Below are 13,912 nucleotides of genomic sequence, written 5' to 3' on the forward strand. Positions count from 1 at the left end.
CTCAGTCCTCCATGGCTGCCGGACGCGCCGACAGGCGCAGGCCGGTCTTCTTCAGGATGGCGCTGCTGTAGAGGATGTCGTTGGCGCGGCAGGCGTCGCCCAGCAGCTGGCGGATCTCCTGCGCCTGCGCCTCCACCTCCTCGCGGCTGCGGCCGTGCAGCATGGCGAAGAGGTTGTAGGGCCACTGCGGCAGGTGGCGCGGGCGTCGGTAGCAATGGCTGACGCAGGCCAGACTGCCGATGCGCTCGCCGATCTCGTCGACCAGGGCGTCGTCCACGTCCCACACCGTCATGCCATTGGCCAGGTAGCCCAGGCGGTAGTGGTTGGGCACGGCACCGATGCGGCGGATCAGGCCGCGATCCTGCATGTCCTGCATCAGGTGCAGGACCTCGGTCTCGCTGATACCCAGCAGCGCGCCGAGGGCCTCGTAGGGCTTGGCCACCAGGGGCATGCCTTGCTGGGTGGCGGCGATGAGGTGGCGCTCCAGCGCACTGAGCGGCGCGGAGGCCTGCAATGCGGGGCTCATGGGCGGGCCTCCATCGTGGCGCGGGCCGGCAGGTGCAGGCCCACGAAATACTCGCGCTCCTTGGGGAAGGCCCAGACCTTGAGGCCGGTCTCGGCCTCGATGGCATGGACCACACGCGTGATGTCCGATTCCTGCTCGGTGGCCAGCACGAACCACATGTTCAGCAGATGCTCGCGGCGGTAGTTGTGAGCCACCTCGGGATGCGCGTTGACCTGGGCCGTGACGGCCTCGTAGCGTTCCTGGGGCACCTGCAGCGCGGCCAGCACGAAGCGTCCGCCGGCGCGCTCGATCTGGAACAGCGGGCCGAAGCGGGTCAGCGTGCCCTCCCCCAGGAGGCGGTGCAGGCGGTCGAGCAGCTCGGCCTCGCTGCAGCCCAGCTCCTCGGCGACGGCGGCAAAGGGGCGGGGCACCAGGGGCAGCGCGCCCTGCAGGCGGTTGATCAGTGCCGCGTCCAGGGCGTCAAGGCGCGCCAGGCTGCGGCGCGCGGCGGAAGGCTCATGCATGGGCACACTCCTGGGTCGACAGGCTGGCGGCCGGGGCCGGCAGCGCATCGACGAAATAGCCCGAGCCGCACTGCTTGAAGCGCCGACGGCTGAACAACTGGGCCTGGGGAAAGGCATGAAGGCCGGCGGCCTCGCGGGCGACGTCCAGCGCCGCACGCACGGCGTCGCGTTCGCGGCCATGGATCATGCAGAAAAGGTTGAAGGGCCAGCCCTGGCCGCGCTCGCGGCGGTAGCACAAGGTGACGCCGGGCTGCTGCGCGAGCACGCGTGCGTGGGCATCGACGTCGTCGTCCGGCACGTCGAAGACGCACATCGCATTGCTGGCGATGCCCAGCTCATGGTGGCGCACGATGACGCCCAGGCGTCGCAGCACGCCCTCGTCCAGCCAGGCCTGCAGCGTCGAAAGCACCTGGGCCTCGGTCCAGCCCAGGGCCGCCGCCCAGGCAGCAAAAGGCCGGGGCTGCAGAGGCAGGCCCTGCTCCAGCAAGGCCGCCAGCGGCCGCTGCGCCGGCGTGATCGCCCGCACGCGCGCGGGCTGGGCCGCACCCGCCGGCACGGGCGCCGGGCCGCGGGCGCGCAGGTCGAAGCCCAGGTTGATGCGATACGGCCGCACCATGGGCAGGCGCAGGGCCTGCAGGCCGCAGCGCTGCTCCAGCTCCCGCAGCCGCTGCTCGATCCATTCCCGCGAGGGCCCGGTGATCACGAACCACAGCGAGTACGCATGCTCGCGCTCGTAGTTGTGGTTGACGCCTGGCACCGCGTTGACCAGGGCCGCCACCGCCTCCAGGCGTTCCGGCGGCACGGCCAGCGCGCACAACAGCCCCGCCCCGCCCGAGCCCGGCGCGAACACGCCGCCCAGGCGCGAGACCGAGCCCTGGCTCACCGCCTGAGCCAGCTGCTCGATCACCACCGCCTCGCTGCAGCCGTAGCGCCGTCCCATGGCCTCGAAGGGCTGGGCCACCAGCGGCAGCCGCTGCTGCCAGTCGTTGAGCAGGGCTTCGCGCAGCGGCGCGGGGCCGGCGGAAGGGTCGAGGGGCCGTGCGTTCACAGGCCCACCTTGCCGGCCCGGCTGGTGAAGAAGATGCCGCTGGGCGAGGACGAGTCCAGCGTGGCCAGCGTGGCGAAGCTGGCGGTGTCGATCACCGAGACGCGATTCGCGTCACGCGAGGAGATCCACACGGCCTCGCCGCGCGGCGTGAACTCCATGTGCAGGACGGCCTTGCCAGGGCTCAGGGTCTGCACGATCTGGCGGGTCTGGGTGTCGATGACCTGCACGCGGTCGTAGTCGGGCACGGCGAAGTTGACCCAGACCTGGCGACCATCCGGCCGGGCCATCACGAAGACGGGCTGGCCCTGCACCGGGATGCGGGCGACCTCGCGCCAGGTCTCGGTGTCCACCACCAGCACTTCGTGCCGGCCGATGGCGGGCAGGTAGGCATGACGGCCGGCCACGGCCCAGCCGCGCAGGTGCGGCATCTTGAAGACGGGCAGCGGCTCCTGGCCGCGGCCGTAGCCCCCCAGGATGCGCTCGACACACGGCTCGGCTGCCCAGAGATCGATCTTGGCCAGGCCGTCCTCGCCGAAGAGGCCGGCGATGTAGTGGCGGCCGTCGGGCGTCACCAGCGCGTCGTAGGGCTGGCGGCCGATGTTGCGAAATTTCTGCAGCTTGGGCACGCGCGGGTCGGCGAGGTCGGCGACCCAGATCTCGTCGGCATCGAACAGCGCGTAGATGAAGCGCTGGCCAGGCAGGTCCGCCAGGCCCACCACGCGCGAGAACTTTCCCGGCGCGTATTCGGCGGGGATGTCGGCCAGGGGCTGCAGGGTCTGGGCGTCGAAGACCTTGATGCCGCCAGGCTGGTAGTTCTGGGCCACGACCAGGCGGCCATCCTGCGAGATCGCCCCGCCGATGGAGTTGCCGGCCTGCTGCACGCGGGCCACGATGCGGCGCTCGCCCAGGTTCACCTTGCTGAGGGCGCCGTCGCGGCCAAAGACATAGGCATGCAGGCCGTCGCGCGCATAGACGATGGAGGCATGGGACAGGTCGCCCAGCCCCTCGATGCGGCCCAGCACGCTGCGGCTGCTGGTGTTGACCACCTGCAGGCGGCCGTCGGCTCGCTCGACCACAAGGCCGAGGTCGCCAGTGCCCACCCAGCGCGTCACCGGCGCCGGCGGCGCGCTGACGCAGGCGCCCAGCAGGGTCAGCAGCAGCGCGGACGCGCTCATCCAGAGGGCCCGCAGCCAGGGGCGCTTCTTGTTCATGGTTGTCTCCTCGGCACCGCCTGCGCAGGCGTCAGGCCACTCGGCGGCGGGCTCAGCAGCTGCAGCGCCAGCCAGTCGGCTTCGTCGCTGCTCAGCATGCTCTTCCAGGGCGGCATGGGCGTGCCGGGCCGGCCGTGGAAGATGGTGGCGCTGAGGCTCTGCCAGGGCTTGCCCTGCAGCGCATCGGCCGTGAGGGCCGGCCCCAGGCCACCGGTGAGCCGCATGCCGTGGCAGGACCCGCAGTCCTGCCTGAGCATGCGCAGCAGCTCGGCCTGGCGCTCGGGCACCGGCGCGGCCGAGCCGCAGACCGGCCAGGCCAGGGCCAGCAGGAGCAGGCGGACCGCGCTGCGCATGGGCGCTCAGCTCTTCAGGATCTGCTCGACGGCGGCCTTGAGGTCGCCATCGCTGATCTTGTCCGGGCCGACCGGCGCCATCGGAATCGGGCCGAAGGTGCCGGAGCCGCCCTTGCGGACCTTCTCCATCAGCTTGGCCGTGACGTCCTGGCCCTTGTACTTGGCCGCGATGTCCTTGAAGGCCGGGCCCACCACCTTCTTGTCCTTGCTGTGGCAGGCCATGCAGCCGGCCTTGTTCATGGCCTCATCCACGTCGGCATGCGCCGAGATGGCGGCGAGGCCCAGGCTCAGGGTGATCAACAAAGCTCTCATGTGTGCTCCTTGCTTGCTGTCTTGGAGACCGCCCCGGTCCTCGGTCGAGGGCCGGGGTCAGGTCTTGCCAGCGCTCGATCAATAGACGTCGTGCTGGGTGTTGTAGACGTTGAAGTGGCCCGTCGGCGTGATCAGGCGCGGGTCCTTGATCACGGTCTTGAGCTTCAGCGTCTTGTCGTCCACGACCACCAGGGCGGACTGCTTGTCCTTGGCGGACCAGACGGCGAACCACACCTCGTCACCGGCCTTGTTGTACTCAGGCTGCACGACGCGCTGGGCGCCGCCGTCCGTGATACCGGCCCATTCGGCGATGGGCAGCACGGTGTAGCCCTTGTCCAGGTTCTTGATGTCGAACACGGCGACCGACTGCGAGAGCTTGGGATCCGGGTTCAGCGGCGTGTCGACGTACAAGTGCTGGCTCTTGGGGTGGCTCTTCAGGAACAGCGAACCGCCGCCCTGCCCCTTGAGCACGGCCACCTGCTTGAAGGCGTACTGCTTGTGGCCCTTGGGATCGGTGGCGATCAGCGAGATGCTGTCACCGCCCAGGTGGCCGGTGGACCACACGGGGCCGAACTTCGGATGGATGAAGTTGGCGCCACGACCCGGGTGCGGGATCTTGTCCACGTCAATCAGCGCGGCCAGCTTGCCTTCCTTGGCGTCCACCGCGGCAATCTTGTTGCTCTGGTTGGCCGCGACCATGAAGTAGCGCTTGCTGGAGTCCCAGCCGCCGTCATGAAGGAAGCGGGCGGTGCCGATCTCGGTGGTCTTCAGGGCGTTGAGGTCGGAGTAGTCGACCATCAGCGTCTTGCCGGTCTCCTTGACGTTCACCACGAACTCGGGCTTGAAGTGCGAAGCCACGATGGAGGCCACGCGCGGCTCGGGGTGGTATTCCTGCTTGTCCACCGTCATGCCGCGTGTGGCGACGATCTTCAGCGGCTCCAGCGTGTCGCCCTTCATGATCACGAACTGCGGCGGCCAGTAGCTGCCGGCGATGGCGAGCTTGTCCTCGTAGCCCTTGTACTTGGAGGTGTCGACCGAGCGGGCTTCCAGGCCCACGCGGATTTCGGCCACGTTGTCGGGCTTCTCCATCCACAGGTCGATCATGTTGACCTTGGCGTCGCGGCCGATCACGAAGAGATAGCGGCCCGAAGCCGAGGTGCGCGAGATGTGCACCGCGTAGCCGGTCTTGACGATGTTGATGATCTGCTTCGTGTCGCCATCGATCAGCGCGACCTCGCCGGTGTCACGCAGCGTGGTCGAGAAGATGTTGTCGATGTTGTAGCTGTTCATCTTCTTGGTCGGCCGCTTGGAGGGGTCGATCAAGAGCTTCCAGGTGGCCTTCATCTGCTCCATCCCGAACTCCGGCGGGGTGGGAGGGTCCTGCTGGATGTAGCGGGCCATCAGATCGACTTCCTTGTCGTTCATCTCGCCCGAGGTGAGCCAGTTGGGCATGCCGGCGGCCGAGCCATAGGCAATGAAGACTTTGAGGTAGTCCGTGCCCTTGGCCAGCGTGATGTCCGGCGTCAGCGGCTTGCCGGTGGCGCCCTTGCGCAGCACGCCGTGGCAGCCGGCGCAGCGTTCGAAATAGATCTTGCGACCCAGGTCGAACTCCGCCTGCGTCATGGGCGGCGCCTTGGGATTGCTGCTCTGGTACATGGGCTCGCTGGCCAGGGGCGATGAGCCGGCCTGGTAGTTCACCTCCGCGGGGGTCACGCTCTTCTTGGCATCCTGGGCCTGAGCGTGCAGGCTGGCCAGCAGGGCCAGGGCGGCCACGCTGATCACGGCGAACCGGGGACTTTGCGGTGTCTTCATCACTCCACTCCGACAGGGACGGGGCCCGGCAAACCAATGCAATGGGCGGCGCCCCAGAGGCAGCACGTCGTCCAGACTCTGCTGGGCTCGGCAGGGGCTGCTTGTGCCTGGTCCGAGCGAGGCCATCGTCCCGCCGCCAGCCCCCGGCGTCCTTGAACTGGTTCAAGGACGCCACAAGAGCCCCTTTCCACAATGGGCTCATCCAAGGAGAGCCCCATGAGCCGACTCGACGAGCCGCTGTATTTCTCGACCCCCACCAGCGCCAGCGCAGCCCAGCCCGCGCCGGTCACGCTGGTCGGCGCAGGCCCTGGCGACCCCGACCTGCTGACGGTCAAGGCCGCACGCGCCCTCGGCCAGGCCACGCTGGTGCTCTACGACCACCTGGTGTCCAAGGACGTGCTCAAGCTGATCCGCGACGACGCGGACTTGATCTATGTCGGCAAGGAAGCCGGCCATCACACGCTCACGCAGGAAGGCATCATCGAGCTGATGATCCGCCTGGCCCGCAGCGGCCGCGCGGTGCTGCGGCTCAAGGGCGGCGACCCCTACATCTTCGGCCGCGGCGGCGAGGAGGCGCAGGCCCTGGCCGCCGCCGGCATTCCCTTCGAGACGATCCCCGGCATCAGCGCTGCGCAGGCCGCGGGCGCGCTGGCGGGCATCCCGCTGACGCACCGGGACCACGCCTGCTCGCTGGTCTTCGCCACCGGTCATCTGCGCGAGGCGGTCGACGGCGAGCCACGCTCGGTGGACCTGGACTGGGACATGCTCGCCCGGCCGCGCCAGACGGTGGTGATCTACATGGGCCTGGGCAGCTTGGCCATCATCAGCGAGCAGCTGATCGGCCACGGCCTGTCGCCGGACACGCCGGCCGCGCTGGTGGAGAAGGCCAGCACCCCGCAGCAGCGCTGCCTGCGCGGCAGCCTTCAGACCCTGCCCATGCTGGCCAGGCTGCATGGCGTGAAGCCGCCGGCCCTGCTGATCATCGGCGAGGTGGTCGCGCTTCACGAGCAGCTGTCTCCGGCCATGCAGGCCACTCACTGCAAGGGGTAGGACGCCAGGCCGCGGGTGTTGAGGATGCGGATGTCGCGGCGGTCGATCTGGATCAGGCCCTCCGCTTCCAGCTCATGCAGCACGCGCGAGAAGTACTCCGGCGTCAGTGACAGCCGCGACGCGATCGTGGCCTTGCTGACGGGCAGCGAGACGGTCAGCGTGTCACCGTCCTCGTAATCCTCCTCCTGCTCGCTGAGCAGGAAGCCGATCACGCGCTGGATGCCGCTGTGCAGGCAGTAGGACTCCACGTCGCGGATCAGGCCGTGCAGACGGCGCGAAACGCCGGCCAGCATGCGCAGTGCGAAGCGCGGGTCGCGAGCGATTTCCTCCATCATCGCGGCCTTGCTGATGGACAGCAGCAGGCATTCCGACAGCGTCTGCGCATTCACGATGTGCGGCCGGTCGGTGAACATAAGGGCCTCGCCGAAGCTGTTGCCCGGCCCCACCAGTTCGATCACCTTCTCGGCCCCGCTGGGCGAGAGCGCATAGAGCTTGACCTGCCCCGTCACCACCACATGGAAGGCATCGCAGGCCTGCCCCACGCGGAACACGGTCTCGCCCCGGCCCATGCGGTGCAGCTGGCAGCCTTGCTCGGCCAGGGCCTGCAGCTCGGTGGGCTGCATGTCACCGAACAGCGGCAGGACGGACAGGTAGCGGGGGAGATCGAAGGTGGCTGGCATGGGGGCTCCCGGGAATGGCTGGCGACCTTTGCAGGCCTGACGAGCGCGATTCTGTGGAGCCCGCCGAGCGCGGATTTGAGTTGGATCAAGCGTGCCCGGCACCTAGTTCTTCCGAACGATGGCGGCCCTGTGGCGCCCTAGTTCCTCTGTCGTACTGTGTTTGTGTGGCTCAGGCGGCCAGGCGTGCATAAAGGCGCGGGAGGCTGCTGACGAGCTCCTGCGGCCGCCGCAGATGCACAAAGCCCTGCTGGCCGAACAGATAGGGCAGGTACTCGGCCGGCCCCTCGTCGATGCTGATGCACACGGGGCTCAGGCCCGCCTGGCGTGCTGCCAGCACCGCCTGGCGCGTGTCCTCCAGGCCCCAGCGCCCTTCGTAGTGATCCAGGTCATTGGGCTTGCCATCGGTCAGCAGCAGCAGCAGGCGCTGGCGCTCCGGCCGCTCGGCCAGCCGCTCGGTGGCATGGCGAAGGGCCGCGCCCATGCGGGTGTAGAAGCCCGGCTTGATCGCGCCCACGCGGTGGCGGGACATCGCCCCCCAGCGTTCGTCAAAGCCCTTGAGCTGCTGGATGCGCACCTGCTGGCGCTTGACCGAGGAGAAGCCCAGCATCTCGAAGGGATCGCCCAGGCCAGCCAGGGCCTCGCCGAAGACATAGAGCGCGTCGCGGATGACGTCGATCACCCGCATCTCGCCCTGCACGCAGGCGTCGGTGGACAGGCTCAGGTCCGCCATCAGCAGGCAGGCCAGGCTGCGGTCCTGGCGCTGCGTCTGCTGGAAGACGGGCGGCGACTCCGCCGAGCGGCGTCCACCGATCAGCCGGGTCTCGCTGGCATGGCGCACCCAGGCGTCCAGGTCCAGCTCGTCGCCCTGGGGCAGGCCCTTCTGCCAGCGCGGCGCGGCGCGCAGCACCTCCAGGCGGCGGCGCATGCGGTGGCCCAGCAGACGCAGGGCCGGTGGCGGCAGCCAGGGGTCAGGTCTTGCCGCGACGAAGCGCTGCAGGCCGCAGTAGTCCTCGCGCAGCTGCTGGGCCTTCCAGTCCCACTCGGGCAGGCGCTCAGGCAAGCCCACGGGGGCATCGTCCGCGGCGGCACTGGGCAGGTCCAGGTCGAAGCGCACCCGCGAGGCCAGGGTCTCGCCGCCCTCGGCCACGTCCAGCTGGCGCATGTCATTGGCCACGGCAGCGCCGTCGCTGTCGGGGTCGTCATCGCCGGCCCGGTTGACCTTGACGAATTCGGACCAGGACAGCACCGACTCCGCACGGAACATCAGGATCAGGCCCTGCTTGCTGCTGCTGTCCTCGTTGCGGCGGGCGCTGCGGCGCTGGCGGTCCTGGGCGGCCTTGTGGCCGGCGGTGGGCGCGGCGCCCTCCTGGCGGGCCGCCATGGCCACGCTCGCGGGGGCGGGCTGCAGCCACAGCCACACGGCGGCCAGGGCCTCGGGCTGAAGCGAATGCGCAGCGCCGGGCAGGCCTTCCAGCCGGCCGCGGGCCTGCAGGGCCTGGCGCAGCAGGCGCTCCGGGCGGGCGTCCGCGCCCATGGTGTCCGGATCGGGCCGCTGGCGCAGGTGGGCGTCCAGCAGGCGTTCATGAAGCTGAGACAGGCCCGGGAAGCGCTCCAGCGCCAGAGCCGTGGCCCGAACATTGGCAGCGAGCCAACCGCCCTGCCCTGCTCCGTCGGCGTCCCAGCACGAGGACAAGGCCGCCAGCCAGAGATAGAGACCCCGGTTCAGGGCCGGATCGGGAAACACGTCGAGCCGTGCCGGGAGGGCCAGCACCTCGGGGCCCAGCTGGGCCTGGGCCGCGCGCTGCTCGCTGCCGGCCAGGCGCTGCAGCCAGCCGCGCGGACCGCCGTGGCGCAGGGCCTGTGCCTCGGCCAGGCGCAGGGCATGCGAGCCACCGCCGGCGCGGAACAGCAGGCCCAGGGCGCGCTGCACCTGGGCCAGCTCCACCGCGGCCTGCGGGTGCCCCTGCTCGGCGGCGCGGGTGACCCAGCGGTGCCAGGTCTTGCCAACCCACTCTTCCATCAGGCGGCCTCCCGGTCCGGGCGGCTGTCGTTCGTGGCGGATCCGTCGTTCTCGCGGGGCGTCGTCAACGGGTGGGCCTGCGACTGCTGCAGGGCTTCCAGCTTCTTCTGGCGCAGGGTCTCACGCACCGCCTCGATGCCGACCTGCCACTCCAGCAGCGGCGCCTTCTCGCGCCGGCCCTGCGAGCTTTCGCAGGCGTCCAGGCACTGGCCGCACTGCACGCAGGAGAACATCATGCGCTTGATGTTGCGCGGGTTCAGGCGCATGGGGCAGGCGGTGTCGCAGGCCGAGCCGGCAAGGCCGGGGGCGATGTCGCAGGACTTGCAGTCGCGGGCCTGCTCGCGCTTGAAGGCCACCACCATGCCCTTGGGATTGGCCATCCACATCAGGCTCTGGAACAGGCCCACGGCGCAGCCGAAGCGGCAGAACAGATGGCGGGCAAAGGCGAACTCGGCGCTGAACACCAGCGTGCCGATGCCGATGAAGCGGGCCTGGTTGGGCGTCAGCGTGCCGTTCCACAGGCCGCTCCACAGCTCTCTGGGCGGCAGCAGATAGCTGGCCAGGGTGATGGCCCAGATGAAGCCCATCAGCACGCAGGCCAGGCCGAACACCGGCCACCAGCGGCTGTCCGGGCTGCGGCCGGCACGCTTCACGGGCAGACGGTCCCACAGCGAGAGCTTGCCGATGGCGCGGTGCAGCAGCTCGTTGAGCAGCTCCACGATGGAGAAGTGCGGGCACAGCCAGCCGCAGTAGAGCCGGCCGTAGCGCCAGGCCACGAAGAGAAAGCTGCCGACGACCAGCGCGATGGGCAGCAGGGCCTTCAGCAGCAGGTTCAGCGCGGCATCGGCGCCGCTGGCCCGGCCGTGCTGCACGGCGTCCAGCCCCAGGTGCCAGGGCTGGCCGAAGAGCCACAGCTGCGTCTCGTGCAGGTCGAAGCGCAGCAGGTCCAGCAGCGGCGCAGAGATGAAAAGGAGGAAGAAGCCCAGCTGAAGGCTGCGGCGCAGGCGCTGCGAAGGCGCCGAGCGGCCGCTGCCGCCAGCGGGCTTCAGCAGGACAGAAGGGGGGCGGTCCATGTCAGAGTACCGCGCCCACCACCTCGGCCAGGGCGGCGGCCGTGTCGGCCTCATCGGTCAGCGCATCCACGATGGCGGTCTGCACGGCCAGGCGCAGCGGCAGGCCGGCCACGGCCAGGCGGGCCGCGGCCACCAGCAGCCGGGTGCTGACAGTCTCTTCGAGGTCGTGCTCACCCAGGCGGCGCAGCGCACAGGCCAGGCGTACCAGCTGCTGGGACAGCAGTTCGTCGCAGGCCGATTCGGTCTGCACGATGCGCTGTTCCACCTCAGGCGCCGGATAGCCCATCTGCAGCGCGACGAAGCGCTGCCGCGTGCTGGGCTTCAGGCTCTTGAGCAGGTTCTGGTAGCCGGGGTTGTAGGAGATCACCAGCATGAAGCCGGGCGCCGCGGCGATCTGCTCCCCGGTGCGCTCGATGGGCAGCATGCGGCGGTCGTCCGCCAGCGGGTGCAGCACCACCGTGGTGTCTCGGCGCGCCTCCACCACCTCGTCGAGGTAGCAGAGGGCGCCCTGGCGCACGGCCCGCGTCAGCGGCCCGTCGCTCCAGACGGTGGCGCCGTCCTGGATCAGGAAGCGGCCCACCAGGTCGGCTGCCGTGAGGTCGTCATGGCAGCTGACCGTGATGAGGGGGCGGCCCAGGCGGGCCGCCATGTGCTCGACGAAGCGCGTCTTGCCGCAGCCCGTCGGCCCCTTGATCAGCAGGGGCAGGCGCTGGGCATGCGCGTGAGCGAAGACCCGGCATTCCTCTCCCTGCTCCGCATAGAAAGGCAGTTCACCTTGCCCCAGCTGGGCGGCGGGTACCTGGAGTCTGTCCACCGGGTTCTCCTCGTTCACTGGTCCATCACAGATCACGCACGCGCTGGGCGGGCTGGCCGCGCAGCATGCCGCCGCCACGGGCGTCGGCATCCGCCTGCGTCACCGGCTCGCCGCCGATGAAGAAGCTCGACAGATAGGTCAGCAGCCCCAGCAGGAAGCCCACGCCGCCGGCCAGACGCACCCAGTAGAAGAAGCGCAGCTGGTCCTGGGTCGCCATGAAACCCATGGCGCCTTCGGTGGGCATGCGTTGCAGCCAGACCTGCAGGATGCCGGCGCCGGTCAGGGCCAGCACCATCACGCCCATCCCGATGGTCATGATCCAGAAGCTCCACATTTCCACGTTCTGCGCACGCTGGCTGTTGGCGATGCGGCCGCGCAGGATGGGCATGGCGTAGCTGATCAGCGTGATCACCACCAGCACATAGGCACCGTAGAAGGCCAGGTGGCCGTGGGCCGCGGTGACCTGGGTGCCGTGGGTGTAGTAGTTGACCGGCGACAGCGTGTGGATGAAGCCCCAGAGGCCCGCGCCCAGGAAGCCCATCACCGAGGTGCCTACCGCCCACAGCACGGCGGCCTGGTTTGGATGTTCACGGCGGCGACGCTGCACCATGTTGAAGGCGAAGACCGTCATCATGAAGAAGGGGATGGGTTCCAGCGCCGAGAAGATGCTGCCGATCCAGGTCCAGTAGCCGGGCAGGCCGATGAAGTAGAAGTGGTGGCCGGTGCCCAGAATGCCCGTCATCAGCGCGAAGGCGATGATCACGTACAGCCACTTGTCGATCACCTCGCGGTCCACGCCGGTGGTCTTGATCAGCACATAGGCCAGCAGCGAGCCCAGGATCAGCTCCCAGACGCCTTCCACCCAGAGGTGGACCACGAACCACCAGTACATCTTGTCCCGCACCAGGTTGTGCGGATTGACGAAGCTGAACAGGAACATCAGCGCCAGGCCCCACAGGCCCATCAGCAGGACCAGGGAGATGGCCGTCTTGCGGCCCTTCAGCACGGTCATGCTGATGTTGTAGAGGAAGCCCAGGGCCACGACCACGATGCCCAGCTTGGTCGGCAGCGGCTGTTCCAGGAACTCGCGCCCCATGGTCTGCAGCAGGTCATTGCCGGTCAGCTCGGCCAGCTTGGCATACGGCACGGCCAGGTAGCCCACGATGGTGAGTGCGCCGGCCACGAGGAAGATCCAGAACAGCGCCAGCGCCAGCTTGGGGCTGTGCAGCTCGGTCTCGGACTCCTCCGGCACCATGTAGTAGGCCGCCCCCATGAAGCCGAACAGCAGCCACACGATCAGCAGGTTGGTGTGCACCATCCGTGCCTGGTTGAAGGGGATGTAGGGGAACAGGAAGTCCCCGACGAGGTACTGCAGGCCCAGCCCCAGGCCGAAGAGGATCTGGCCGGTGAAGAGGGCCAGGGCGGCGATGAAGTAGTACTTCGCCACCGCCTGGGATTTGTACTTGAGGGTGATCATGATGGGTGCGCCTCCTCAGCCTTCGATATTGGGGGGCCACTGCTCGGTGTTGACCTCGCTCGTCCACTTGAGGAACTCGACCAGGTCGCTGAGCTGCTGCTCGTCCAGGTTGAACTGGGGCATCTGGCGGCGGCCTTCGGCGTGGGTGGGCTGGGCCTTCATCCAGGCCTTGATGAACTCGCCGCCACGGCGCTTGTAGACATTGCCCAGCTCAGGCGCGAAATAGGCGCCCTCGCCCAGGAGCGTGTGGCAACCAATGCAGTTGCGCGTCTCCCAGATCTTCTTTCCCGCCACCACCGCAGGCGTGATGGCCTGGGCATTGGAGCGCTGCGGGATGCGCTGCTCCGTGTGAAACACGATGGCTGCGAACAGGAGGGCGAAAAATACAGAACCGCCCCAGAACATGTTTCGTGCCATCTGCTTGGTGAAACCGCTGCCCTGACTCATGGGGCCTCCTTGCGTGGATCAAACAGATGGGCGCAAGACTAGGCGCCGCAAGGGCAAGAATCCTTGAACCGGTTCAAGAACCTGCCAATTCCGAAAGATATAGGAAAGATATAACTATTGACAAACAAAAAAGCCGCCCGGAGGCGGCTTCTCACAAGCTTGGCAGCTTCAGGCGTCCTGCATCTGCAGCTCTTCATCGCGGGGATACCAGGCATCCACCCAGCGGCTCACGCGCACCTGCGCCACGGCCGGATAGGCCTTGAGCCAGGCCGCGGCGGCGTCGCGCTGGGCTTCGCTGACCGAGCCGCGGCCCAGGGTACCGACGAAGCCGTCGGTCTCGGCCAGGGGCAGCCAGCCACCCAGGCCGCCAATCTGCAGGCCCTGGGCCGCCAGGGCGGGATAGACGGCGGCGCAGAAGGCATCCAGGGCGGCGTCGTCCAGGGCGGACTTGAATTTCAGCTCCACCCAGAAACCCAGCTCCTGGAATTCGCCGACGCGCAGCTTCTTGCGCTGGCGACGGTTCAGGCGGGACAGGCGGCGCTTGGACAGCGAGGGGACGGTGGTTTGAGTCATGGGCGGCATTCTA

The 13,912-nt window shown here is 68.7% G+C and carries 15 protein-coding genes; 1 reads left to right on the forward strand and 14 read right to left on the reverse strand.

Going from position 1 to position 13,912, the window contains the following annotated elements:
• Position 1: 1 nt before the first annotated feature.
• The 7 genes from ahbB (ABDJ40_RS09180) to ABDJ40_RS09210 all read right to left on the reverse strand — a co-directional run bounded on the left by ahbB (ABDJ40_RS09180) (position 2) and on the right by ABDJ40_RS09210 (position 5,765).
• Entirely contained in the window at positions 2 to 526 is a 525-nt protein-coding gene (gene ahbB / locus ABDJ40_RS09180) for a siroheme decarboxylase subunit beta (RefSeq protein ID WP_347608924.1), read from the reverse strand.
• Positions 523 to 1,029 carry an Lrp/AsnC family transcriptional regulator gene (locus ABDJ40_RS09185; protein ID WP_347608926.1) on the reverse strand — a complete coding sequence of 169 codons (507 nt, stop codon included), beginning with the start codon at positions 1,027 to 1,029 and terminating at the stop codon, positions 523 to 525. The genes ahbB (ABDJ40_RS09180) and ABDJ40_RS09185 overlap by 4 nt, the downstream gene beginning before the upstream one ends.
• Positions 1,022 to 2,077: a siroheme decarboxylase subunit beta gene (ahbB, locus tag ABDJ40_RS09190; RefSeq protein ID WP_347608928.1), complete on the reverse strand. Its 1,056-nt coding sequence runs from the start codon at positions 2,075 to 2,077 to the stop codon at positions 1,022 to 1,024. The genes ABDJ40_RS09185 and ahbB (ABDJ40_RS09190) overlap by 8 nt, the downstream gene beginning before the upstream one ends.
• A complete protein-coding gene (locus tag ABDJ40_RS09195; RefSeq protein ID WP_430765626.1) occupies positions 2,074 to 3,252 on the reverse strand; it encodes a cytochrome D1 domain-containing protein in 1,179 nt (392 codons plus the stop codon). The genes ahbB (ABDJ40_RS09190) and ABDJ40_RS09195 overlap by 4 nt, the downstream gene beginning before the upstream one ends.
• A 32-nt stretch (positions 3,253 to 3,284) precedes the next feature.
• A complete protein-coding gene (locus tag ABDJ40_RS09200) occupies positions 3,285 to 3,641 on the reverse strand; it encodes a c-type cytochrome (protein WP_347608932.1) in 357 nt (118 codons plus the stop codon).
• Positions 3,642 to 3,647: 6 nt separating this feature from the next.
• Positions 3,648 to 3,953 (reverse strand): c-type cytochrome, encoded by a 306-nt coding sequence (locus tag ABDJ40_RS09205; protein WP_347608934.1) that lies wholly within the window; start codon positions 3,951 to 3,953, stop codon positions 3,648 to 3,650.
• A 78-nt stretch (positions 3,954 to 4,031) separates the two neighbouring features.
• Positions 4,032 to 5,765 carry a cytochrome D1 domain-containing protein gene (locus ABDJ40_RS09210; protein ID WP_347608936.1) on the reverse strand — a complete coding sequence of 578 codons (1,734 nt, stop codon included), beginning with the start codon at positions 5,763 to 5,765 and terminating at the stop codon, positions 4,032 to 4,034.
• Between the two features lie 216 nt (positions 5,766 to 5,981).
• On the opposite strand from ABDJ40_RS09210, the gene cobA reads away from it, so the two are divergent.
• Complete coding sequence (gene cobA / locus ABDJ40_RS09215) at positions 5,982 to 6,815, forward strand: uroporphyrinogen-III C-methyltransferase (protein ID WP_347608938.1); 834 nt, start codon at positions 5,982 to 5,984, stop codon at positions 6,813 to 6,815.
• Here the strand turns inward: cobA and ABDJ40_RS09220 are convergent.
• From ABDJ40_RS09220 to ABDJ40_RS09250, 7 genes are all read right to left on the reverse strand, one after another.
• On the reverse strand, positions 6,800 to 7,495 hold the full coding sequence (locus ABDJ40_RS09220; RefSeq protein ID WP_347608940.1) for a Crp/Fnr family transcriptional regulator: 696 nt from the start codon (positions 7,493 to 7,495) through the stop codon (positions 6,800 to 6,802). The genes cobA and ABDJ40_RS09220 overlap by 16 nt on opposite strands.
• A gap of 169 nt (positions 7,496 to 7,664) precedes the next feature.
• Positions 7,665 to 9,515 (reverse strand): nitric oxide reductase activation protein NorD, encoded by a 1,851-nt coding sequence (locus ABDJ40_RS09225; RefSeq protein WP_347608942.1) that lies wholly within the window; start codon positions 9,513 to 9,515, stop codon positions 7,665 to 7,667.
• Positions 9,515 to 10,588 (reverse strand): 4Fe-4S binding protein, encoded by a 1,074-nt coding sequence (locus ABDJ40_RS09230; RefSeq protein ID WP_347608944.1) that lies wholly within the window; start codon positions 10,586 to 10,588, stop codon positions 9,515 to 9,517. The genes ABDJ40_RS09225 and ABDJ40_RS09230 overlap by 1 nt, the downstream gene beginning before the upstream one ends.
• Position 10,589: 1 nt before the next feature.
• Positions 10,590 to 11,402 (reverse strand): CbbQ/NirQ/NorQ/GpvN family protein, encoded by an 813-nt coding sequence (locus tag ABDJ40_RS09235; RefSeq protein WP_347608946.1) that lies wholly within the window; start codon positions 11,400 to 11,402, stop codon positions 10,590 to 10,592.
• A gap of 25 nt (positions 11,403 to 11,427) precedes the next feature.
• The gene (locus ABDJ40_RS09240; RefSeq protein ID WP_347608948.1) at positions 11,428 to 12,879 is read right to left on the reverse strand and encodes a cbb3-type cytochrome c oxidase subunit I; all 1,452 of its coding nucleotides are present in this window, start codon (positions 12,877 to 12,879) and stop codon (positions 11,428 to 11,430) included.
• Between the two features lie 15 nt (positions 12,880 to 12,894).
• Positions 12,895 to 13,326 (reverse strand): c-type cytochrome, encoded by a 432-nt coding sequence (locus tag ABDJ40_RS09245; protein WP_347608950.1) that lies wholly within the window; start codon positions 13,324 to 13,326, stop codon positions 12,895 to 12,897.
• Positions 13,327 to 13,494: 168 nt separating this feature from the next.
• Positions 13,495 to 13,899, reverse strand: coding sequence for a 50S ribosome-binding protein YggL (locus ABDJ40_RS09250; protein ID WP_347608952.1), 405 nt, complete (start codon positions 13,897 to 13,899; stop codon positions 13,495 to 13,497).
• Positions 13,900 to 13,912: the final 13 nt, after the last annotated feature.

The organism is Roseateles flavus, from assembly GCF_039872765.1.
GTDB classification, from domain to species: domain Bacteria; phylum Pseudomonadota; class Gammaproteobacteria; order Burkholderiales; family Burkholderiaceae_C; genus Roseateles_B; species Roseateles_B flavus.

What these genes read in the sequence shown, in the direction of transcription:
- ahbB (WP_347608924.1), bottom strand. Translation starts at nt 526, where the DNA reads ATGAGCCCCGCATTGCAGGCCTCCGCGCCGCTCAGTGCGCTGGAGCGC.
- ABDJ40_RS09185 (WP_347608926.1), bottom strand. Translation starts at nt 1,029, where the DNA reads ATGCATGAGCCTTCCGCCGCGCGCCGCAGCCTGGCGCGCCTTGACGCC.
- ABDJ40_RS09195 (WP_430765626.1), bottom strand. Translation starts at nt 3,252, where the DNA reads ATGAGCGCGTCCGCGCTGCTGCTGACCCTGCTGGGCGCCTGCGTCAGC.
- ABDJ40_RS09200 (WP_347608932.1), bottom strand. Translation starts at nt 3,641, where the DNA reads ATGCGCAGCGCGGTCCGCCTGCTCCTGCTGGCCCTGGCCTGGCCGGTC.
- ABDJ40_RS09205 (WP_347608934.1), bottom strand. Translation starts at nt 3,953, where the DNA reads ATGAGAGCTTTGTTGATCACCCTGAGCCTGGGCCTCGCCGCCATCTCG.
- ABDJ40_RS09210 (WP_347608936.1), bottom strand. Translation starts at nt 5,765, where the DNA reads ATGAAGACACCGCAAAGTCCCCGGTTCGCCGTGATCAGCGTGGCCGCC.
- cobA (WP_347608938.1), top strand. Translation starts at nt 5,982, where the DNA reads ATGAGCCGACTCGACGAGCCGCTGTATTTCTCGACCCCCACCAGCGCC.
- ABDJ40_RS09220 (WP_347608940.1), bottom strand. Translation starts at nt 7,495, where the DNA reads ATGCCAGCCACCTTCGATCTCCCCCGCTACCTGTCCGTCCTGCCGCTG.
- ABDJ40_RS09225 (WP_347608942.1), bottom strand. Translation starts at nt 9,515, where the DNA reads ATGGAAGAGTGGGTTGGCAAGACCTGGCACCGCTGGGTCACCCGCGCC.
- ABDJ40_RS09230 (WP_347608944.1), bottom strand. Translation starts at nt 10,588, where the DNA reads ATGGACCGCCCCCCTTCTGTCCTGCTGAAGCCCGCTGGCGGCAGCGGC.
- ABDJ40_RS09240 (WP_347608948.1), bottom strand. Translation starts at nt 12,879, where the DNA reads ATGATCACCCTCAAGTACAAATCCCAGGCGGTGGCGAAGTACTACTTC.
- ABDJ40_RS09245 (WP_347608950.1), bottom strand. Translation starts at nt 13,326, where the DNA reads ATGAGTCAGGGCAGCGGTTTCACCAAGCAGATGGCACGAAACATGTTC.
- ABDJ40_RS09250 (WP_347608952.1), bottom strand. Translation starts at nt 13,899, where the DNA reads ATGACTCAAACCACCGTCCCCTCGCTGTCCAAGCGCCGCCTGTCCCGC.